This window comes from Vibrio sp. K4, assembly GCF_051122595.1.
GTDB lineage: Bacteria > Pseudomonadota > Gammaproteobacteria > Enterobacterales > Vibrionaceae > Vibrio > Vibrio owensii.
This window is the reverse complement of sequence record NZ_CP178578.1, coordinates 2,240,822-2,261,246: the sequence shown is the minus strand read 5'-3', so window position 1 is coordinate 2,261,246 and position 20,425 is coordinate 2,240,822. Positions and strand designations below refer to the sequence as shown.

At 45.2% G+C, this 20,425-nt stretch carries 23 protein-coding genes; 9 read left to right on the top strand and 14 right to left on the bottom strand.

Features of this window, described 5'->3' with window-relative positions:
- Nucleotides 1–61: 61 nt before the first annotated feature.
- Both ACLIIY_RS27620 and ACLIIY_RS27615 read right to left on the bottom strand, forming a co-directional pair.
- Nucleotides 62–1,051, bottom strand: coding sequence for a zinc-binding dehydrogenase (locus tag ACLIIY_RS27620; RefSeq protein WP_171371174.1), 990 nt, complete (start codon nt 1,049–1,051; stop codon nt 62–64).
- Nucleotides 1,052–1,125: 74 nt separating this feature from the next.
- The gene (locus tag ACLIIY_RS27615; RefSeq protein ID WP_005441115.1) at nt 1,126–1,629 is read right to left on the bottom strand and encodes a lactoylglutathione lyase family protein; all 504 of its coding nucleotides are present in this window, start codon (nt 1,627–1,629) and stop codon (nt 1,126–1,128) included.
- Between the two features lie 235 nt (nt 1,630–1,864).
- On the opposite strand from ACLIIY_RS27615, the gene ACLIIY_RS27610 reads away from it, so the two are divergent.
- Nucleotides 1,865–2,644 (top strand): SDR family NAD(P)-dependent oxidoreductase, encoded by a 780-nt coding sequence (locus tag ACLIIY_RS27610; protein ID WP_285336610.1) that lies wholly within the window; start codon nt 1,865–1,867, stop codon nt 2,642–2,644.
- A gap of 9 nt (nt 2,645–2,653) precedes the next feature.
- The gene (locus tag ACLIIY_RS27605) at nt 2,654–3,652 is read left to right on the top strand and encodes an AraC family transcriptional regulator (protein ID WP_270050326.1); all 999 of its coding nucleotides are present in this window, start codon (nt 2,654–2,656) and stop codon (nt 3,650–3,652) included.
- Between the two features lie 102 nt (nt 3,653–3,754).
- Here the strand turns inward: ACLIIY_RS27605 and ACLIIY_RS27600 are convergent, their stop codons facing one another.
- Nucleotides 3,755–4,870 (bottom strand): linear amide C-N hydrolase, encoded by a 1,116-nt coding sequence (locus ACLIIY_RS27600; protein ID WP_171371171.1) that lies wholly within the window; start codon nt 4,868–4,870, stop codon nt 3,755–3,757.
- Between the two features lie 85 nt (nt 4,871–4,955).
- On the opposite strand from ACLIIY_RS27600, the gene ACLIIY_RS27595 reads away from it, so the two are divergent.
- Nucleotides 4,956–5,849, top strand: a complete 894-nt coding sequence (locus tag ACLIIY_RS27595) for a LysR family transcriptional regulator (RefSeq protein ID WP_041053657.1) — start codon at nt 4,956–4,958, stop codon at nt 5,847–5,849.
- Nucleotides 5,850–5,883: 34 nt separating this feature from the next.
- On the opposite strand, the gene ACLIIY_RS27590 is transcribed toward ACLIIY_RS27595, so the two are convergent.
- The 3 genes from ACLIIY_RS27590 to ACLIIY_RS27580 form a co-directional block, all read right to left on the bottom strand.
- Nucleotides 5,884–6,327 carry a GNAT family N-acetyltransferase gene (locus ACLIIY_RS27590; RefSeq protein WP_171371170.1) on the bottom strand — a complete coding sequence of 148 codons (444 nt, stop codon included), beginning with the start codon at nt 6,325–6,327 and terminating at the stop codon, nt 5,884–5,886.
- A gap of 175 nt (nt 6,328–6,502) precedes the next feature.
- Nucleotides 6,503–7,063: an RNA polymerase sigma factor SigZ gene (gene sigZ, locus ACLIIY_RS27585; protein ID WP_005442530.1), complete on the bottom strand. Its 561-nt coding sequence runs from the start codon at nt 7,061–7,063 to the stop codon at nt 6,503–6,505.
- Nucleotides 7,050–7,343 (bottom strand): ArsR/SmtB family transcription factor, encoded by a 294-nt coding sequence (locus ACLIIY_RS27580; RefSeq protein WP_005433559.1) that lies wholly within the window; start codon nt 7,341–7,343, stop codon nt 7,050–7,052. The genes sigZ and ACLIIY_RS27580 overlap by 14 nt, the downstream gene beginning before the upstream one ends.
- Before the next feature lie 251 nt (nt 7,344–7,594).
- Between ACLIIY_RS27580 and ACLIIY_RS27575 the strand changes: the two genes are divergently transcribed.
- Nucleotides 7,595–8,731, top strand: a complete 1,137-nt coding sequence (locus tag ACLIIY_RS27575) for a permease (protein ID WP_009704827.1) — start codon at nt 7,595–7,597, stop codon at nt 8,729–8,731.
- 76 nt (nt 8,732–8,807) lie between these two features.
- Here ACLIIY_RS27575 and ACLIIY_RS27570 read toward each other — a convergent pair whose 3' ends face one another.
- The gene (locus tag ACLIIY_RS27570; RefSeq protein ID WP_434528941.1) at nt 8,808–9,179 is read right to left on the bottom strand and encodes a YybH family protein; all 372 of its coding nucleotides are present in this window, start codon (nt 9,177–9,179) and stop codon (nt 8,808–8,810) included.
- 117 nt (nt 9,180–9,296) lie between these two features.
- On the opposite strand from ACLIIY_RS27570, the gene ACLIIY_RS27565 reads away from it, so the two are divergent.
- Together ACLIIY_RS27565 and ACLIIY_RS27560 are read left to right on the top strand one after the other, a co-directional pair.
- On the top strand, nt 9,297–10,163 hold the full coding sequence (locus ACLIIY_RS27565) for a LysR family transcriptional regulator (protein WP_434528940.1): 867 nt from the start codon (nt 9,297–9,299) through the stop codon (nt 10,161–10,163).
- Between the two features lie 152 nt (nt 10,164–10,315).
- On the top strand, nt 10,316–10,609 hold the full coding sequence (locus ACLIIY_RS27560) for a hypothetical protein (protein WP_005442525.1): 294 nt from the start codon (nt 10,316–10,318) through the stop codon (nt 10,607–10,609).
- Between the two features lie 51 nt (nt 10,610–10,660).
- Here ACLIIY_RS27560 and ACLIIY_RS27555 read toward each other — a convergent pair whose 3' ends face one another.
- Together ACLIIY_RS27555 and ACLIIY_RS27550 are read right to left on the bottom strand one after the other, a co-directional pair.
- Entirely contained in the window at nt 10,661–12,619 is a 1,959-nt protein-coding gene (locus ACLIIY_RS27555) for a monovalent cation:proton antiporter-2 (CPA2) family protein (protein WP_009704824.1), read from the bottom strand.
- Nucleotides 12,616–13,233 carry an NAD(P)H-dependent oxidoreductase gene (locus tag ACLIIY_RS27550; RefSeq protein ID WP_009704823.1) on the bottom strand — a complete coding sequence of 206 codons (618 nt, stop codon included), beginning with the start codon at nt 13,231–13,233 and terminating at the stop codon, nt 12,616–12,618. The genes ACLIIY_RS27555 and ACLIIY_RS27550 overlap by 4 nt, the downstream gene beginning before the upstream one ends.
- 662 nt (nt 13,234–13,895) lie before the next feature.
- Here ACLIIY_RS27550 and ACLIIY_RS27545 point away from each other — a divergent pair.
- The 3 genes from ACLIIY_RS27545 to ACLIIY_RS27535 all read left to right on the top strand — a co-directional run bounded on the left by ACLIIY_RS27545 (nt 13,896) and on the right by ACLIIY_RS27535 (nt 16,696).
- Entirely contained in the window at nt 13,896–14,837 is a 942-nt protein-coding gene (locus tag ACLIIY_RS27545; protein WP_434528939.1) for a LysR family transcriptional regulator, read from the top strand.
- Nucleotides 14,838–15,016: 179 nt separating this feature from the next.
- Nucleotides 15,017–15,958, top strand: coding sequence for a hypothetical protein (locus ACLIIY_RS27540; RefSeq protein ID WP_434528938.1), 942 nt, complete (start codon nt 15,017–15,019; stop codon nt 15,956–15,958).
- An 87-nt stretch (nt 15,959–16,045) separates the two neighbouring features.
- The gene (locus tag ACLIIY_RS27535) at nt 16,046–16,696 is read left to right on the top strand and encodes a hypothetical protein (RefSeq protein WP_020194085.1); all 651 of its coding nucleotides are present in this window, start codon (nt 16,046–16,048) and stop codon (nt 16,694–16,696) included.
- A 113-nt stretch (nt 16,697–16,809) separates the two neighbouring features.
- Here the strand turns inward: ACLIIY_RS27535 and ACLIIY_RS27530 are convergent, their stop codons facing one another.
- The 5 genes from ACLIIY_RS27530 to ACLIIY_RS27510 all read right to left on the bottom strand — a co-directional run bounded on the left by ACLIIY_RS27530 (nt 16,810) and on the right by ACLIIY_RS27510 (nt 20,333).
- Nucleotides 16,810–17,241, bottom strand: coding sequence for a YccF domain-containing protein (locus tag ACLIIY_RS27530; RefSeq protein WP_009704819.1), 432 nt, complete (start codon nt 17,239–17,241; stop codon nt 16,810–16,812).
- Between the two features lie 193 nt (nt 17,242–17,434).
- Nucleotides 17,435–18,649, bottom strand: coding sequence for an MFS transporter (locus ACLIIY_RS27525; protein ID WP_434528937.1), 1,215 nt, complete (start codon nt 18,647–18,649; stop codon nt 17,435–17,437).
- 12 nt (nt 18,650–18,661) lie between these two features.
- On the bottom strand, nt 18,662–18,814 hold the full coding sequence (locus tag ACLIIY_RS27520; protein ID WP_005535284.1) for a hypothetical protein: 153 nt from the start codon (nt 18,812–18,814) through the stop codon (nt 18,662–18,664).
- Between the two features lie 172 nt (nt 18,815–18,986).
- Complete coding sequence (locus tag ACLIIY_RS27515) at nt 18,987–19,709, bottom strand: hypothetical protein (protein ID WP_434528936.1); 723 nt, start codon at nt 19,707–19,709, stop codon at nt 18,987–18,989.
- Between the two features lie 105 nt (nt 19,710–19,814).
- Nucleotides 19,815–20,333 carry a cysteine hydrolase family protein gene (locus ACLIIY_RS27510; RefSeq protein WP_434528935.1) on the bottom strand — a complete coding sequence of 173 codons (519 nt, stop codon included), beginning with the start codon at nt 20,331–20,333 and terminating at the stop codon, nt 19,815–19,817.
- Nucleotides 20,334–20,425 lie beyond the last annotated feature (92 nt).

Sequence of the window (20,425 nt, the reverse complement as noted above, 5' to 3'; positions counted from 1 at the left end):
CTTAGAAGCGCAAACAGCTTTGGAGTTTGCGCTTCTTTTTTCCTCATTTGTCGCTTGGGATTTAGTCGACGAGTTTAGCGACGATCTTTCCGACCGTTCGTTGCTGACGAATAGACACTAGAGCTTGAGCGACGTCTTTTAATGCGACGACTTCCAATTTAGGCACCATGACTTCACCACGTTCTAGCATGTGGGAGAATTCCACCCCAGCGTTAACGATAGAAGCAAAACCTTTTTCACCGTGAACATGACCAGAGCCTAAGCTCAGTTGGTGGAAGGTGAGCCCTTGCAAAAAGGCTCCTGGGTATTCGGTTGCACGCGTTGTTCTTACTAGCTCTACCATTTCACCTTCAAAACCAAGCACAGAAGCACACAGAATGTCGTTGTCGCCACCAACGCAGTCCAATGATACCTCTACGCCAAAGCCTTCAGTGATAGCCATGATTTGTTCACGTACATCCTCTTGTTTGTAGTCAATGACGTGTGTTGCACCCAACGAACGTACAAACTCATGGTTTGCTGCAGAGCTTGTAGTGATGATGGTTTCTACACCGAAGAAGCGAGCGAGCTGAATGGCAAAGCTGCCCACGCCACCAGAACCACCAGCAATAAAAATGCTCTTACGTGTAGAAATGTTCAGTTTATCAACGAGCGCTCGATAGGCCGTCCAGCCCGCACAAGGTGACGCGGCTGCGACTTCTGGAGCGACATCAGGGTGTGCAACCAACGTACGTGAGTCTTGAATTGCGTATTCGGCAAAGCCACCGCTCATTCGACGCATGTTGCCATGATAGAGAACGCGATCACCTACCTGCCAACCCGATACCTTGTCACCGATGGCAACGATTTCCCCCGAAACATCGAGGCCACCAACGAAAGTATCGTTCATACCATCGACCATCTCGTGCCAAAGATTCACTTTCGCATCGACAGGGTTGAGCCCAACGGCATGAACTTTTACTAACACATCTAACCCACTCACAAGCGCTGGAGTGTCGATGTCGGTATAGGTGAAGGTATCTTGATCTTTTTGGTAAGTGATCGCTTTCATTCTTTTCCCCAAAGGGCACTTGCCCGAAAAATAAAAATCCAACGGCGCAATCACCGTTGGATAGCTTTGATGATTTATTGGTATGCGCCTGCTGAGTAAGTTAACTCGTAGCTGTGGCTGTAGATTTCTAGGATGTTGCCGAACGGGTCTTCCATGTAGATCATGCGATAAGGTTTTTCGCCTGGGTAGTAATAACGGGGTTCTTTCATGCGTTTCTTGCCACCTGCCGCAACGATCTTTTCAGCTAGACCTTCGACATCTGGATCTTGGACGCAGAAATGGAAAATCCCAGTTTTCCAGTATTCAAAATTATCTTCAGGATTTTCTTGGTTCTTGAATTGGAACAGTTCGACACCAATTCGATCCCCTGTAGATAAGTGGGCGATACGAAACCGCTCCCAGCCTGCGCCAAAGACATCAGTACACATTTCACCGATCGCACTGTCGTCTTCGACGATTTCAGTTGGCTCCATAATCAGGTACCAACCCAGAACTTCGGTATAGAATTTTACGGCTGCTTCTAAATCAGGTACGGAAATACCAATGTGAGAAAACGTTCTTGGATATGGGATAGACATAACCTTTGCCTCTTCTGTGTGTTCATCCTGTTCAAAGCATATTAGCTAGTTCAATCTTTATCCAAAAATTATCATTTGTTCTCATTGTAATAAATTTATGTAATCAACGGTCTTTAATCAGGCTGGCACGATCGGCAAGTAAGATGTCATCTTCTGCCAGTGTGTGGCGCGATTGGATTGCATAAACTTTATCCATACCAACAACGACGTTAGCTCATACTAAGAGGACAAGCACATGACAAATACAGCATTAATTACAGGCGCATCAGGTGGTATCGGTGAAGAATTAGCACGTATTCACGCCGAGAAGGGTGGAGATTTAGTGCTTGTTGCCCGTTCTAAAGACAAGCTAGAGGCACTGGCATCAGAGCTTCGCGAAAAACACAAGGTTCAGGTTGCTGTGATTGCAGAGGATTTGACTCAGGCTGATTCTGCTGCACGTGTGTTTGATCAAACTGAAGCGCAAGGCTTGCAAATTGATGTGCTGATTAACAATGCTGGCTTTGGTGGTCACGGAAAATTCCATGAACGCGAATTGGTGGCAGACCAAGCCATGATGCAACTTAATATGGTGACGTTAACCAATCTGACGCACTTGTACCTGCAAGGCATGGTGGCACGCAATCGCGGTAAAATTTTAAATGTGTCATCAACAGCGTCGTTTATGCCGGGTCCATTACAGGCGGTGTACTACGCAACCAAGGCTTATGTTACTTCGTTTACTCAAGCGATAGCGGAAGAGCTTAGAGACACCAATGTAACGGCGACAGCGTTGTGTCCGGGTGCCGTAGCGACGGGTTTTGTTGCTGCCGGCGATTTGCAAGGTGTGGAAGTGTTTAAGAATGCCAAGTCTCCTCGTTCTGTTGCAGAGTGTGGTTACAATGCGATGGAACAGGGTAAGTTGGTGGCCTTTAACGAAGGTGGTTTGAAGTTCATGCTTGAATGGATTGTGCCTTTCCTACCAAGAAAATTGGTGCTAAAAATATCGCGTCAAACCATGGAAAAAAGTGCTTAGGAATCAGATATGATCAAGCGAGCGAGTCAATTCACGGTGCCTCAGAGTTGGAAAGTGCTGCTTAACGATATGGATATTGATCCGCAACTGGTGCTGGCATACGCCAAGTTACCTGCCGACTTGTTCAATCGAGAAAAGGCAACGCTTAGCCCAAATGAGTACTTTCAGCTTTGGGTCGGAGTTGAACAAGCGTCTGGTGAGCGTGAGATGCCGTTGCTCCTTGCTGAACATATGTCGGTTGAGGGGTTTGACGCCCCAATTTTTGCCGCTATTTGCAGTCCGAACTTGAACACCGCACTCAAACGGATTCAGCAATATAAGCCGTTGATTGGACCTATGGTAATGACGTTAGACGTTTCCGAAAAAGAAACAAAACTCAGCATCAGTTGCTATGGCCAACGACAAGCGCTGCCTAAATCTTTGGCTTTGACAGAAGTGGTGTTCTTTACCCAGTTAGCTCGCTTAGCGACGAGAAAGCGGATTCAACCGCTACAAGTTACGTTGCCTGAGTTGCCCAGCAACCTTGAGAAATACCAAGCTTACTTTGGTTGCCCGCTGGTCAAAGGTGATGGCGTAGAGGTGCGTTTTAAAGCGGAAGACGCAGCGCATCCGTTCGTGACTTCAAATGCGCAAATGTGGGGCTTTTTCGAACAAGGGTTGAACCAAAAGCTAAAAGATCTTGATGCCAGCGCCTCAACAGTTGAACGTGTTCGAGCTGTCTTGATCGAGTCATTGCCTGCGGGGAACAGTGCTATTGAAATGGTGGCAGAGAAACTGGCAATGAGTAAGCGTACATTGCAGCGTAAGCTCACCGCAGAAGCTGAAAGTTATCAATCCGTGCTGCAAATGGTGAGGGCGGAGCTGGCCGATCACTATTTAGAGAAATCTCAAATGTCACTGGGTGAAATCTCCTTCCTACTGGGATTTCAAGAAGCGAACTCATTTATTCGAGCTTACAGCGCTTGGAAGGGAATATCTCCCGGGCATTATCGAGACCAGTGTCATTAAGCACAAAACGAATAGAAAGGAAAAGCGCCGAACATGTCGGCGCTTTTTTGAATGGTGCTTTGTCCACACACCTTTCAAGTTCTGTTTTTTACGTAATCTGAGTTATTTCACTAAGTGTTGACCCATTACGCCATCGCCTTTTTCTAAGCGAGATGAAATGTCACCAAACAGATCCGGTAAATCCGCTTTGATCGTGTAGTTATGTCCGTCATTCAACTTGTTAAAGTCCACTGAGTACTGCGTGTAACTGTCGTCATACTGGTAACGCACGTTCATCACTTTTTGGTCTAGGTTGTACACCAAACCATAGATGGTTGCGTAGCCACGCATTTCGCCATTCACTGGGCGGTTTGCCGCATCCAATGGGATTTTGTAGGTCACACTGTCCAGTTTCGCAATGCCATTGGTGTAGCTGCTAGGCTCTTTAAGCTGGTCCTTCATGTAGCTGTTCCAGATAAAGCGTTGAGCAGAATTAATGTTACCCGGGATAGGGAACTCACCATTCACATCACTCTTCGCTTTTGGTTGCGCTTCTTGCCAGTTTTTCAAGTGTTGCGCGTACTCTGGGCTGTTAGTCATTACGTCATATTGTTTGCCATGATGAACTTGCCAAGCGCCGTCGATGTATTCCAACACAGCAGAGTCACCACTTGCGTCTTCTAATGAGTAATGTCCCTTCATTTCGATGCCATTGTGGCTGAACTGTTGGATTTGGATTGAATCTAGATTCTTCAATGCTTCATCAACGGATGCAAAACTATCAATCAGGTAAGCGACAAAGCGCGAGTTTTCGATTTGTTGTTTGCCAGCTTGTGGTGCGCCTGGGTTTTCTTCATCCAAGAAAAGGGCATTCGCCGCAAAGCCTTTCTCGTTAAAGCCATCAATAATGCCCACGCCGTAAATACTCACACCGATAGAGGCGTATTTCGATGTCCATGTAAGCGCATCGTCTTTATCGTAGCCGCGGTAGGTTTGGCCCGCGTGACGAACATCAATGGTTGGCTGATTGGCTTCCATCCAATCCATAGTACGAGAGACAAATACACCGTGGCCTTGAGTCTCCCAAACCAAACGTGAACACGCATTTGCTGCGGTAGAGATGCTGCCAACTGCCATTGCAACAGATGCTGCTAGAAGAACTTTTTTGCTAAAACCTTTCATTGAATTGCCCTCGTAACGTTTCAATACGAGGTCATTATTACGTGTAATTCTCACCATGTAATCTCAGTTATGTTGCAAACTTTGCAACAAAAGGATATCGGTTGAGCTAAGATAAACGGGTTTATTGTTAGAGGAGCTTCCAATGCCCAGAGCCAGTTTTGACCAACTTACTGCATTTGTCGCTGTCGCAGAGCATGGATCATTTAGCCAAGCCGCAAGGGTAATCGGGAAAGACAGAGCGACGCTGCATCATCAAGTCAGCGATCTCGAAATTGATTGGGATGTGATCTTGTTTGAACGTAAAGGTAGAACACCAGTCTTGACGGAAGTAGGGGCGACGTTACTTACCCAAGCCAAGCACATTCTTTACCAAATGCAGTCTTTAGAGCTTTCTTGTGATAGCTACTCTCAAGGGGATGTTCCGGAGATAACAATTTGTCACGACATGTCGGTACCGTGTGATGCCATAGCGGACATCGACCTATCTCTGCGCAAGCAATACAAGAGTACCGCGATTCATTGGTTACATCGCAGCCGAGATGAAGCGTTAGAAATGCTCATGGCGAAACAAGCGGATTTTGCGGTGGTACTTAACAGCGGCAAAGCGTTCCCAACCGAAGGGATGTCGTTCATCAACTTGGGCTACCCAAGGTTTACCTTCTATGCACATCAGAAAAGTCCTATAGCGCAGAAACCTGTGGTGACTCTGCAGGATCTTGCGTCACATCATCAATATATTGCAGAGAATTTCAGCACCAGCGCACTTGGTAATCAACAGGTGATGTCACCAAACATTTCTCGAATCAGTAACATCGATGTGTTGATGCGATTATTGAAAAATGATGGCTTTGCCTTGCTTCCTCATCATTTAGTACAAGCCCATGATGAGAAAGGCGAATTTGTCCCGTTAAACATCGATTTCATGGCAAACGAAGGTCGTGCAGGCTATGTGTTACTAAAGCGAGGCAATACGTTAAGCCCCGTACATCAAAAGCTGGTGGCGTTGGTGACCGAATGGTTTGATAAACAGGTGTAAAAGCCAGAATTCTCCATTTTGGATTCGTACTGGATTAAGAAAGCTCTAATCGTAGTGATATGTCACCATCATCGAGGATGCCATCCTCTTGAAATCCGAACGCACGATAAAGCTTACCTGCCTGCTGATTGGAGGGTTTATGCATCGTGAATAAGGTTTTCCCTCCGAGTTGTTTCACTTCTTCAACGAGCAAGCTAAGTACTTGCTTTCCATACCCTTTGTTCTGGTTATCTTTGTCGATCATAAAGCGGAACAGCCAGTAAATGGAGTAATCAAGCGGCTCGTCTTCATGGCAAAACGCAAGCAAACCGATCACCGTCTCTTGTTCATAAATCACTTTCAATCGGTAGTCGGTTTCAAAGCGTGACTGAGCAATCGTAATCGCGTTGGAGGCAAGGTTTTCTTCTTGTTCTGGGTGAAGATTGAGACGAATACAATCTAGATAGTTTTCTTTGGTGAGCTCTCTTAGTGAGATCATAAAAATGAGTTTCCTTCTTCCTTAAAGCGGAAGAAGTAAAGCTTACTATTCAGCAAGATAGCAAATGAGAGAGCTGACGAAGAGATAAAGCTGTGATTGAGGTCATGGATAGGCGACTCGATGACGAGCCGCCAAGCTATCGGTATTCATTGTGAGGTGTGCATTCAGCGAGGGATTAACATTTATCGCAAGAAGCACCGTTTTGGTTGCAATCTGTCATACGACCTTGTTTGTCGAACGAGAAACTGCAACATTCTTCAAATAGCTTTTTCAATTCGACACGTCCTCTCTGTACGCGCGATTTGAGGGTTGAGTAGCTGATGCCTTGCTCTTCGGCCAACTTCTTCTGGCTCATACCTTCAAGCTCAATAGAAGAGAGCAGTTGCGATTGCTCGTCTGGTAATGCTTGCACAAACGGCGCAATGCACTTTGACAGTTCTTGTTTCAGGTTTGATTCTTGCTCTTCAAACCAAAGATCGTCAGCAACGAGGTCATTATCACGCTGATTTCGAGCGCGTTTACGGTAGAAATCGATGATGGCGTTATTCGCGATTTGGAAGAGCCAAGATTTGACGCTAGATACATCACGAATATCCGCAAGGTTTTGATAAGTCTTAAGTAAAATCTCTTGCTTTAAGTCGTCTACATCATCTTCATTGCTGACTTTAGAGCGCAAGAACGCATGAATAGCGTGTTCGTATTCGCTCCAAATTGATTCGAGGTTAGCAGTTTTCATTGATGCAACACTCGTCACGCAAGAAACCAATAACCGTATCTAAGCATTCATACTCAGCAACACAATACAAAGTACGACCTTCACGACGCTGACTGATTAAGCCGGCTGAGGCTAGGCTCGAAATGTGATGAGAAAGGGTAGAGGCTGGAATACCAAGTTTATCTTGTACGCCACCAACCGCGATTCCTTCATAGCCTGCTTTGACCACCTCTTTATAGATACATAAACGGGTAGGGTGTCCTAGCTCTTTGAGCGCTTTTGCTACAGCTTCGAGTTCCATACTGACCTCTTGGAATGACAGACGATAAATACATTTCGATGATAGTGAAAGTGTGGGTGAATAGCAAACAAGAAAAATTTCCTAGTTAATTAATTGATTATTAAGACTTTAAATTATATTTCGATATTTATCGAAATATAATGGTTGACGCGTCGATTTTTAATTCTATAATTCGAGAAAAATAGAAATGAAGAATTCAGCTTCATTAGGAAATTTACAGTTACTGATGTGAAATCAGTAGGAGAATCAATATGAATCCAGAAATCATGACCATGGCTAAGGAAGCGCTTGATATGTTTGCGTTTCTAGCAACCGAACTTATCATCCTATTCCTAGCGATTAGCTACATCGTTGGTGTGTTGCAAGATTTTCTAACGCCAGAAAAAATCCAATCTATCCTGAGCTCGAAAAAGGGTAAAGGTTACTTCATTGCTGCGCTATTAGGTTCGATTACGCCTTTCTGTTCGTGTTCGACCATCCCTTTCTTGAAAGGTCTATTGCGTGCAAGAGCAGGTTTTGGACCTATGATGGTGTTCTTATTTGCCAGTCCACTGCTTAACCCAGTGATCATTGGTTTGTTTGTAGTGACCTTTGGTTGGAAAGTTGCGGTATTCTACTTTGCTATCGCGATGACAGTGTCTGTGGTTGCAGGCTATGTTCTTGAAAAGCTGGGCTTTGAACGTTACGTAAAACCAGAAGCGTACGAAGCAGCAGGCACCTCTTCATGTGGTACATCTTGCGGTGATTCAAGCAAGAAAAAAGAACAAGCGAAACCAGCATCAAGCTGTGGTACTAGCACTTGTGGTGAACCTGCACCAGTTGCAGCAAAAACATCATGCTGTAGTGAGCCAGCGCCTGTGGTAGCGAAAACATCTTGTTGTGGTGATAGCGCGCCAAAAGCGGAGCCTAAAGTGGAAGTGTCTTGCTGCTCATCAGACGGCAGTGCAACAGCGACCATCGTGGAAGAAAAAGAGCCTAGCCGCTGGGTACGTATTTGGCACTCAACTTGGAAAGACTTTAAACAAGTGTTCCCTTACCTAATGATGGGTATTGCGATTGGTTCATTCATCTACGGCTTCATCCCAACGGATCTTATTGCGGAGTACGCAGGTGAAGCGAAGTGGTACGCGATTCCAGTAGCAGCAATTATTGGTATTCCATTGTACATCCGTGCAGAGGCAGTTATTCCACTAAGTGCGGCGCTAGTACAAAAAGGTATGGCACTGGGTTCGGTAATGGCACTTATCATTGGTAGCGCAGGCGCAAGTCTTACAGAAGTGATTTTGTTGAAATCAATCTTTAAGAACCAAATGATTGCAGCCTTCCTATTCGTTATCTTAACGATGGCAATGGGCGCAGGCTACCTATACACCTTCATCTTTGCTTAATTTAATTAAGTAAACTGAAAAACAAAAATCCCCAAGTTTCGGCTTGGGGATTTTTTAATTCTGAAAGACTTAAAGCTTATCGTTCGCCAAGCACTTCGAATTCATCGTAAGTTAGGCGAGACAACCCATCTTCTTGAATTTCCCATAACTCTTTGTGCACGACACCAAACGCTTTGTTCATTGTCCAATCTGAAGTAAGGATGTAGCCATTTTCGCTGTCTTTTTCCCACTTAGTGTTGGTGTAGTCCACGTTGTTAAAACCTTGGTCCATGATGTTTTGCCAGAATGCTTGGATTGCTTCACGTCCCTCAAATGTGCCAAATGGTTTTGCAATCATAACCGCATCTTCTGCGTATTGTGCTGCACAGCCCGCGGCGTTTTGATTATTGAAAGCGATTTGCCATGCTGAGATGCCTGCTTGAGCGCGTTCTAAAACTGATTGAGTCATCCTGAATATCCTGTGATTGGTGTTTGTTTATGGAGTAATCATAGGGTTAGAATTGAGATGGAAAAACAAAGTAATAAGAATTGAATGTTCTGTAAAAAAGAACAATAAGGAAGGGCGATGAATAAGCTGCGTTTAATGTCTCTGTTCGTTCATATTGTCGAGTGTGGTTCAATCTCTAAAGCTTCGGATAAGTTAGAGCTTTCTAAGTCAGTGTTGAGCTCTGCTTTGAAGCAACTAGAGCAAGAGTTGGATACTTGTTTACTCAAACGTACGACCAGAAAGCAAACTTTGACCTCGACAGGTGAGCGCTTTTACGAGCAGTGCGCGCAAATGACAAAACAAGCAGAAGCCGCGTGGTTAGAAGCCACAGAGTTAAAGCAAGTGCCAACGGGAAGGCTTACCGTCACTGCGCCTCATGCACTAATGGGTTCAATAGTGTTGCCTGCTTTAACGAGCGCTTTTGCTGATTACTCTGATGTGCAGTTAAATTTGACCAGTGATGATAAGCATGTGGATATTGTTCAGCAGGATATCGATCTTGCCGTACGAGTAGGGGCTTCTGGTGATTCAAACATTAAGCAGCGTAAAGTGGGGCAGTTTTGTGACGTCTTGTGTCGTGCTAAAGGCGCGCATTCTGATTTTGAGAGTGCGCCTTATATTGCTCAACATTGGCAGCTTGAACCTGTTATCCATGTGTTTGCTTCCAAGGAGCCAGAACATCAAATTCAATATCCAGTGAAGCACCGAGCGAATACCGTCTTTGATGTGGCCAGTCTGTTAGAAATGGGGTTAGGCGTTGGTATTTTGCCTGATTTTATGTTGGAGTCGAACTCGCTTCTTGAACCTGTACCCGGTGCGAAAGCGTCAAAGGTGAACCCAATTTATGTATTGCATCCCTACCAAGCTCATGTACCGATGGCAGTGACAATAGCAATAAAAGCGATTGAATCGCGCATTGACGAAGTCATTTTATGTAAAAACTGACGGTTATCGGGGCGAACACTCAGAGTCGGTTTGGAATTAAAATTGATGAATTTTTATTCAGGATCAATCTTCATTATTATTTCACCTCACGTTCAAAATGCCTCGTCTACACTGTTTGATGAGTTGTCAGTTGGCAGACCAAGGAGGCAGCCATGATTGCAGTTCATCGAGAGTATTGTTTATCGAATAGCCCAGATTTACACGCCCATGTTGAAGTCAATCCCGTCGGTAAATTGGAAGTTGAAATTGTCGAGCTTCATGAACACCACACTACCGAGTTTGATGATCTTTCTTTTGAAAGTAGTGGCGCTCAAACGCGTATTTGCGGGAAAGAAGACACCGTTCCGTGGCAGTTCAACCTAGCCAAGACCGATGCATTAGAACTGTCGCATTTAGTGGATGAAGCGAACGAAGAGTATGAGACATTGATGAGCGATCTCATGTAGCTCCGCTTTTTCGCAGGCAATAAAAAACCTCCCATAGGGAGGTTTTCGTGTTTATTGAGCGTCTTCTTTCGGTAGATGAAGCTCTTGGACGTTTTCTTCGTTGAAATCGTCGGCATAGCCTTTTGGTGGCGGTGTCCAACCACGTTCAGAACGGGAGAGTTTGTCGTGACGATCTTTTTGCATCTCTTCTGCCATTTTTTCTTCAAGGTGAATAAATAGCTGACGGAAGTTGTTGTCGTAACGTTCACCCTCTGAGTCATCGACCCATGCTTCATAAAGCATGTTGGATTTACGATCTTCGACTCGGCGATAAGTCGATTTTTGTTGCTCAGTGAAGAACGGATGAATACCAATGGCTTTCATCGCGTGACCACCAATTTCCAATGCAGAATGGTAAGTTTCTGATTCGATGATATCTGCGCCCGCTTGGCGTAGTAGGTAGCCATGTCCGCGGTCAAATGCACGCGCAATCACAGTCACGTTTGGATAGGTGTGTTTTACGTACTTAACCAACTCCACGCTCGATTCTTGATTATCTATCGCGACGACAAGCGCAGAGGCATGCTCAATACCTGCCGTGTGTAGCATGTCTGGTCGAGTCGCATCACCAAAGTAAGCGCGTGTACCGATCTGGCGCATATTATCAATCTGGCTTGCTTGGTGGTCGAGTACAACCGTTTCCACGCCATTAGATACCAATAAGCGGTTTACGATCTGACCAAAGCGACCAATACCTGCAATGATGACGGTGCCTTGCTCCTCAATCGTGTCACTTTCACGCTCATTCGATTCGCTTTCAAAGCGAGGAAGAATCACCTTATCAAATAGAATGAATAGACCAGGCGTTAGGAACATGGAGATCGCAACAACCAATGCCAGCGTTTGTGAAAGCTCGAATGGGATGACGTGGTTTTGTACTGAGAAGCTCAATAGTACAAAGCCGAATTCACCTGCTTGTGCCAAGCTCAAAGTAAACAACCAACGGTTACTGCCTTTGATACGGAAGATGAACGCAAGTGCGAATAGAATCGCTGCTTTCAGAATCATCACACCAAGTGTTAGACCGATGATCAAACCAAAGTCGCTGAACAGCACTGAAAAGTCGATGCCAGCACCTACCGTAATAAAGAACAAGCCAAGCAGTAAACCTTTAAACGGTTCGATGTTTGACTCCAACTCATGGCGGAACTCACTGTTCGCCAGAACCACACCTGCTAAGAACGTACCCAGAGCCGGAGACAGACCCACTAGGCTCATTAAAGCCGCAATGCCGATCACCAGCATTAATGCTGTTGCAGTAAAGATTTCACGTAGGCCAGAGCTTGCTACGTAGCGGAACAGTGGACGACTTAGGAAATGTCCGCCAACAACGACGATAGCAATAGAAGCAGTAATCACGAGCCCGTATGCCCAGCCAGGAAGTCCAGCCACTAGGCTAAGTTCTTCATGATGTTCTGCGGCTGCTTGCGCTGCCGATTGTGCTTGTTCTACCAACTCTGGCAGTGCCAATAGCGGAATAAACGCCAACATTGGAATTACGGCGATATCTTGGAAAAGCAGCACCGAGAACGCGTTCTGACCACCTTCTGTTTTGGTCAGTCCTTTCTCGCTAAAGGTTTGCAGAACAATCGCGGTGGAAGAAAGCGCGAAGATCAAACCGATCGCTAATGCTATGGTCCAAGATTGGCCAAAGTACAGGGCAATCGCCATGATCAGTGCGGCAGTACCACCAACTTGTAAGCCACCTAAGCCCATTAAGCGGTTACGCATTGCCCACAGCATCTTAGGCTCAAGTTCCAAACCAACGAGGAACAACATCATAACCACACCAAATTCAGCAAAGTGTTGAATTGTTGTGGTTTCTTCACCTACGAGGCCGATAATAGGACCAATGACCACACCCGCAATCAAGTAACCTAATACCGAGCCTAAGCCTAGACGTTTTGCTAAAGGAACGGCGACGACAGCGGCAATAAGGTAAACAAAGGCTTGTAAGAATATCCCTGTCATGATGCTTCCTTAATCAGTTGTGGTAATGCACTGTTGAGTTTGATGAGCGATGCCGCTGCTTCAAGATCAAGCGTGTCATTGACTAACGCATTGAGCAGCGTTTTGTAGCGTTCAACATGCTGTGGAATTCGATCTTCTTCTTGGGCGGTACGGGAACCAAACAACGCAAGTGGAGCGATGTAATTCATCCCGGTCAGTGCTGACATTTGCTCGATAGGAGCTAATAGCTCACGGATGGTGAAATGGTTGTAGCCTTCGGCTTTATAGGCCTCTTCTTTACCACCTGCGGATAAGACACAAAGCATGGTTTTGCCATGAAGCTCTGTACCTTCTGAGCCATAAGCAAAGCCATATTCTAAAACCAGATCTTGCCACTCTTTTAGAATGGCTGGCGTGGAATACCAGTACAGCGGGAATTGAAAAATCACCACATCGTGGTCACGTAAACGCTGTTGTTCTCGGTCAATATTGATATTGAAGTGCGGGTACTCGGCATAGAGATCGACACAAGTGACACCTTCAATCGTATTAGCTGCTTTAAAAAGGGGAGCATTCACCTCTGAGCGATGCTGGGAAGGATGCGCAAAGAGAATCAATACTTTTTTATTTATCATAGGAATCCTTGCTATGCGTCTAAACCATTTTTGGTATAAGAATGAAAGACTTTGATTGTTGTAAGAAACTGTAACCCATAAACCTTATCCTATCTACTTTAGTGATTGAACATTGGAAAGTTAAAATCACTTTCAATGAAATATAGAAAATCTTCACGGGGCACTGCTTTTTATCTTCCTTAATAAACGCTTGAGCAGCTCCTTTATTAGAGAAAGATGGATGCACTTAACGGAAGTTCTCAATCTACAAATTTGGTGTGGGTTATCTCGTTTAATGTACTAGGTTTTTTACTCTATTTTTTGAGAATCAACGCATAAAAACCAACACTGGATATCCTCACTCCTGCATCAAAGAAGTTATCTAGAAGCCTGCATCCGAGTTGATACAGGGATGAGCAAACGACTTATTTCAAAGCCATGTGAAATAATAAGCTTGATGAATGTGATAAGCGAAGAATGCTGCAGATTAACGTTTACTGAGAGCAGGGTGTTCATCGGAGCGGTGCATTTCGAATTTTATAAACGCCAACTTGATCGCGGCCATTGTTATTTTTCCGTCATAGAAGCGTAGCGAGCGCAAAGAATTCATGCGTTGAGATTGGAAAGTACGCAAATCTGTTCTTATGCTGAATAATAACCTCAAGTTATTATCGACGTGGAATATGGCCAAAGATCTCTTCTCAAACCTCGACCTGAATTTGCTCCGAACATTCATCATTTTGCACCAAGAGCGCAATATGCGCCGAGCGGCAGAGCGCTTGTTTGTTTCTCAACCCGCCGTGAGTAAAGCATTGCAGCGGCTGCGTGATCATTTTGAAGATGAGCTGTTTGTGAAAACCCATCACGGGTTGCGAGCGACGGAGTATGCGAACGATTTAGCGGAAAATCTCGCGCCGTTACTGGATGAAATCTCTATCACGCTTAATGGTTCTAAAGCATTTAACCCTTTAGAAATGAACGGAATCATCAAGATTGCGCTCGCTCCTTTTATCTTGAGTTCTTACGCCAGTGAAATCTGTCAGGCGATTCGACAGGCAGCGCCAAACGTTCAGATCCACTTGCTGAATTGGTCTCGCTCTACCATGGATGAGATCATCAAAGACGATGTTACGCTTGGTGTGAACTATGAAATCAACCACGCTCCAAAAGAGCTACTGACGAAAATGATCGTCAAAGACACCTTCTGTGCGTACGTGCGAAAAGATCATCCGTTTCTCGGTGACCGACTACAAATCTCGGATTGCAGGGATTTGGAGTTTGCGACCGTGATTGCGGCCGATTGGAACTCCAGCGTGTCGTTTTCTGAGAAGATAATGAAAATCAAAGGCGTGGAGCCAAAAATCGCGTTTCGCTCTGAATTGCCGTCGGCCATTATCGACGTGGTGGCTAACTCGGACATGGTCTTTCCCGCTTCAAAAACGGTCAACGTCGATAAGATCTCTCAATTAAGAAGATTGGATATCGAGTTCGACGGTATCGTGATTGAGCCTTGCTTGCACGCTTACTATCACCATAAGAATCGCCGTAATGAAATGGTTCATTGGCTGCGCAGCATCATCACGGATGTCATAACCAAACACCTAGAGCGCTCGCAACAGCAATAATAACCCTTGGTTATCAAGCTCTCTACCTTTGTTTATTAATAACCCGCCGTTAAGTGCGGGTTTCTTTTTAGCGATTAGAGTAATAAAACACTGCTCAATATACTTCTCTTCATCGGGCAGGGAGTCCACTTTTTTTGCAAGAGGCATCCCTGAGTTTCGACAAATTAAGAGAGTAAATCATGAAAGTTAAATTACTGAGTGCAATTATCGCGGCGACGTTTCTAGCTGGCTGTTCTTCATCGGGTTCGGATTCTGACACTGAAACGCCAAATGGGGTAGCGAGTGTGGAAGTTTTCAACGGTGAAAACTTTGACGGCATGGTTATTCAAGGCGATGAAGGTGAGTACAACACGGTTGCAATCCAAGGCGCAGAAGGGAACACGGTATTCAATGTTGGTGGTGAGCTTTACTACACCAACGGCACTGAGGTAATGAACAAAGACGGCGACGTAGTCGGTGTGATTGAAGTGGTTGATAACCAGCTTATGTTTGTTGGCCCGGCAGGTTATCTGCACCTTTCTGTTGAAGATGGTCGTCTGATTGTGAATGAGAAAGGCGCTGCGAACCCTGAGAATCCAATCGTATCTGACCCAGATTATGACGCTGGCGTGATTCCAACATATGGTGACATTGTTGACTTAGGCGGTGCCGCGATGATCGTTGGTGACAATGATAACGTGGCTATTGTAAGCAAAGACAATGATGGCAATGTGCATATTGTTATCAACGACGAAGAGAACCATTACACGGTTGAAAGCGGAACGGTAAAAGATCCTGAAGGCAACACGATTGGTTCGGTTGAGCAAGACGGCGACAACTTCGTTATCACTTTAGACAGTGGTACTCAATTTGTGGTGCGCAATGAAGATGGTCGCTTGTTTGCCGCGATTATTGAGCGTCCAGATGTATCACACCCGATTGAGGGCGTGCCGATGCTACCAATTGAAATTGGTCCCGTTCACCCAATTGAAGATGTTACGCCTGAGGGGCCGGTAACGCTTCCTAGTGGAGAGCTTACTCAAGAACAGCGCGCAGAATTGAAACAAAAGGTTCAATCCCTATCACAAGAGCAACGTCAGGAAATAAAAAGAGCGATTCGCGACCGCGTTGAACGCTCGTAAATCAAATCGCATAAGGGTAAGTAGCAAGGAGCCGCTTGATTTAAGTGGCTCCTTTTTTCTTTTCAAGTCTTTCTGATAGGTATCCCAATGAATAAATCTCTGACGCTGCTTTGCGCGCTGTTTGCCGTGCCGTGTTTTTCTGCTGACCACAAAATGCCAGAGTTTGGTTTAGACGTGTCCAATACAGATGATGAATGGATTGTGACTGCCTCAGGGTACTTACAAGCAACAGAAGAGTGGAACATTTCTGCTGAGGTCGATTCTACGGGGTATTTAGAATTGGGGACGGGATATGGCGTGATGCTCGGACAGTTCTATACAGAAGCATTTGTGAGCTATGGACGTGCAGATCTGTTCGACGTCTATGATGCGGGCGTGTTTACCGGCACCGCGTTAGGGGATGATTGGATGGTTTTCGCCAATAGTTCTCATGAGTGGAGAACCAGCTCAATTGGTAAGTCATTCCCATCATTGGAAAAGACAGAAAGAGAGTGGAAAAACACCGTTGGTGCAAGCTATACACCGATTGATTTTATCCGGCTTGGCTATTCTTATAACTACGATAAAAAACTCACTGAGGGTGGTCATCGAACCAATCACGAAGTGCGTATTACTTTAAAACCGAAATGGGTAGAGCCTTATGTGAAGTACACATTTGGTGAGCATCGAGTTTCACCGGGGTCGACTAAGATAAGTGAAGAGAACAGCGTAGAACTAGGTATTAATTTTAACTTTTAACTAAGGTGGGAGTATGAACTTTCAATCCATTATTCTTGAGTATGCAGTGGCAATTATGGGCTTACTTTTGACAGGAATAACCCTCTAAGCAGGATGCTCAGAGGGCGACAAAATTAACGGTTGATGTTGTAGCGAGCCATTGCCGCTTCTTCTGTTGTCACGACTGTTTTACCTATCGGAGCCAGAGAGATAACCGCCAGCTTCAGGTGTTGAAGTGCGAACGGAATACCAATGATGGTTACGAAGCATGCTACAGCAGAAAGTATATGACCGATTGCCAACCAAATACCTGCAAACACAAACCAAATCACGTTACCAATCACGCCAAGCGGGCTAGTACCGATGTCCATTTCATTGGTCAGTTCATCTCGTGAAACCGCTTCTTTGCCGAATGGGAAGAACGAGAAGTTACCCATCACGAAACAAGCGCGTCCCCATGGAATGCCGATGATGCTGATGAAAGCCAGTAGTCCGAAGAACCACCATAGCAAACCCATGAATACGCCACCGAATACAAACCAGATGATGTTGCCGAGTGTTCTCATTTAAAACCCTTTTTGATTTATAGCGTTGTGTTAAGTATGTCACACGAATCTTAACAGAGGATGAATGGACGCACTTTATCTTAAATAAGCAATCATTGATGAGAATGCCTATTCGATTGAGGGAAAACAGAGAACGTGTTGCGGGGAGAAAAGAGAAAAGGCTCTCAACGATAACGTTAAGAGCCTTCTTAGATTACGCGGTCGCCAAGTTCAAACGTGGTACCGGTTTGTCATTGATCGGCAGGTGTATAAGAGCCGCGATAAATGCCAACACGACTGTTGACCACCAGATTGGATCGTAAGAGCCGTAGTAATCGTAAATGCGGCCACCAACCCAAGCACCTAAGAAGCTGCCTACTTGGTGAGTGAAGAACACCAAGCCGTACAAGGTTGAAAGGTAACGAGCACCAAAAATCTGGCGTACTAAGCCGGAAGTAAGTGGTACCGTGCCTAACCAACAGAAGCCGATAGCACCACCAAAGATGGCTGCAGTGTGTTCGGTGACAGGTAACGTTACAAAAGCACCAATCACCACTGTGCGCATTAAGTACAGTGCAGACATAACGTGACGCTTGTTAAAGCGATCGGCCATCACACCCCAGAAGTAAGAGCCAAAGATGTTGAAGATGCCAACATACGCCAGTGCCATCGCTGCTGTCGAAGCCGGTAAATCTTTATCTGCCAAGTAACTTGGTAAATGAGTGGCGATAAACATGACATGGAAGCCACACACGAAGAAACCGGCGTGGATCAACCAGTAACCTTTGTGTGCGAAAGCTTCTTTTAACGCTTCTTTCAGAGTTTGCGTATCTTCTTGAGCATTTGCTGCGTTGTTGGCTTGTGGTTTTGCTGTTCTCATGAACAACGCAAATATCACCATAAAGCTACACAACATGGCAAACACCTGAAGCGCACCTTGCCAACCAAAGTCACCTAATAACGCTTGTGCGCCGGGGATCATCGCAAACATGCCGAATGAGCCCGCAGCAGTTGTCAAACCAAATGCTTTTGCTGCGTGTTGGGCAGGGACCACTTTCGCCACTGCGCCTAGCACGATCACGTAGCTTGTCGCGCTTAAGCCGAAGCCAACTAGCACACCCAGCGACAAATACATCATGGTTGGTTCAACTGCGATAGAAGTCAGGTAAAGACCCAAAGCGTAAGAAATGGCACCTAAAATGATTATACGCTTCGCGCCCCAACGGTCTGACGCCATACCAACAAACGGTTGGAACACACCAAACAACAGGTTTTGTAAGGCAATAGCAAAGCTAAAGAACTCACGGCCCGTTTGGAAGTGGTCTGAAATTGGCATCATGAAAATGCCGAACGATTGTCTGATCCCTAGACAGATAATCAAAATCCCTATTCCAAGCCAAACAAGAATTGGAAATCGGAAAATACTCATAATTTGCTCTTATTAATGGTGATGGTGGTGATGAGAGTGATCCTGGTGTTCGCCGTCGCCAGTGGTTTGATGGCAACCGCTGTTGATGGCTTGCTCTGCTAATATTTCCAATAACTTAGGTGAGTTATGGACGATGATTAACGACAGGCCCAACATGACGGACATTCTCAGCACCTGAGCGAAAATGGTTTGAGAAAAAAGCATGCATTGTGCGCTCAAGTAGAAAAAAGAGCGCGAAGTGTAGAGATAAGTCTGTGATGACACAAATGATAAAAAGTGAAGTAAGGTATGCGTTTTATGCATACCTTATTGAGTGTCTAAATTACCAACAAATGGTTTAAAAAACAGAGTCTAAAACAGACAGCACTCGGCAGTTGCCCAATGGATCCAATATCACCATGATGGCTCTGGTTTCGGTAGAAATACTGCACGTGTCTATTACCGTTGTTGTGCCTGTTTCTCTGATTTCAATCGGAACATTTGCGGTATTCGCACCTACGATGATCTGGCTCGACAAAGTTCTTTTGCTCAGATTAAAGATCCGTTGGGACCCATCCACCCAAACATCACTGTTGATACCTCCTTGGAGTTGGCTAGCATCCATAACGAATACAGAGACTTGAGTATTGGTTGTACTGCTCGTGTCGGGCTTGTCTTGGAAGACTAGGTCATAAAAACCTGTGTTAGCGTCACCAAAAGCAAAGATCACTTGAGGATTAGAGACAGCAATTGAACGTGTCTCACTGACTAAGGTTTGCTGACTATTGGTTTCAATCAAATCAAACGTGATATCAAAAGTACTGGCGTTTTCTTGAATCAACAGCAAGCCAGTTTCTGTCGCACCATAAAGTGGCAGATTGGAATAAATATCTTCTTGCAGGCTGCCATAATTGGCTTGAACACTGATATCTGAAACACCGCTCGGGTTTTGGTTGACGAAGTTAACGGCCTGAAAGTTGAGAGCTCTTACCGCAATCTCAGGATCTGAGGAGTCGCTCCCTCCACAACCGGTGAGTGCGCTCGATAAGGTGATAATTGATAAAACTGACATCCACTTCATGTGCTGTCCCTATAGAGTTAATGAGAGTCAGTGCCAACCAACAGGACCCGACTCGTGGCGCATCGGGTCGTTCTAATTAAGACAGTATAGTGGATGCTCGCAGGCTTACAGTTTTTGTTCTGCCGCTACTAGTGGGACGCGAGTTGATACAGCGTGCAGTGCGATGTTGTGGATCATTTCATTGACCGTTGTACAGCAGTCCATAAGAATTGATACGTCGTATTTTTCTGCCGCTTTAGAAATCGCAGTATGAGTGACACAGTTTTGCGTCATCATGCCAGTTACTAATAGCTCTGTTACCCCATGTTTTTGCAGTACTTCTTCAAGGTTTGTTTGTTCAAAGCCGTCTGCAAAGTGTTTGATAACCACATCGGCATTTGGCGCTAGCGCTAAGATCTCAGGGTGAATGTCAGCGCCTTCAGAACCTTCATTAAAGAAAGGCGCAATGCCCATTGCTGGGTCGGCGATGTGCTGAATATGAATGACAGGAATATTTTTCTCATTCGCTTTAGCAATTGCGCTCTTGATGTTGTTTAGTGTTGCTTCTGTATTCCATAGAGGGAATTTACCGTTAGGGAAGTAGTCGTTTTGTAGATCGATAACAAGAAGTGCTGCTTGGCTCATGGTGTTTTCCTTTTGTTTGCAGTGAATGTGTTGCTTTGGTATGGGAGCTATTATGCGTGCTTTCTTTTATCTTGCTTAGTGTCTAAAATGAC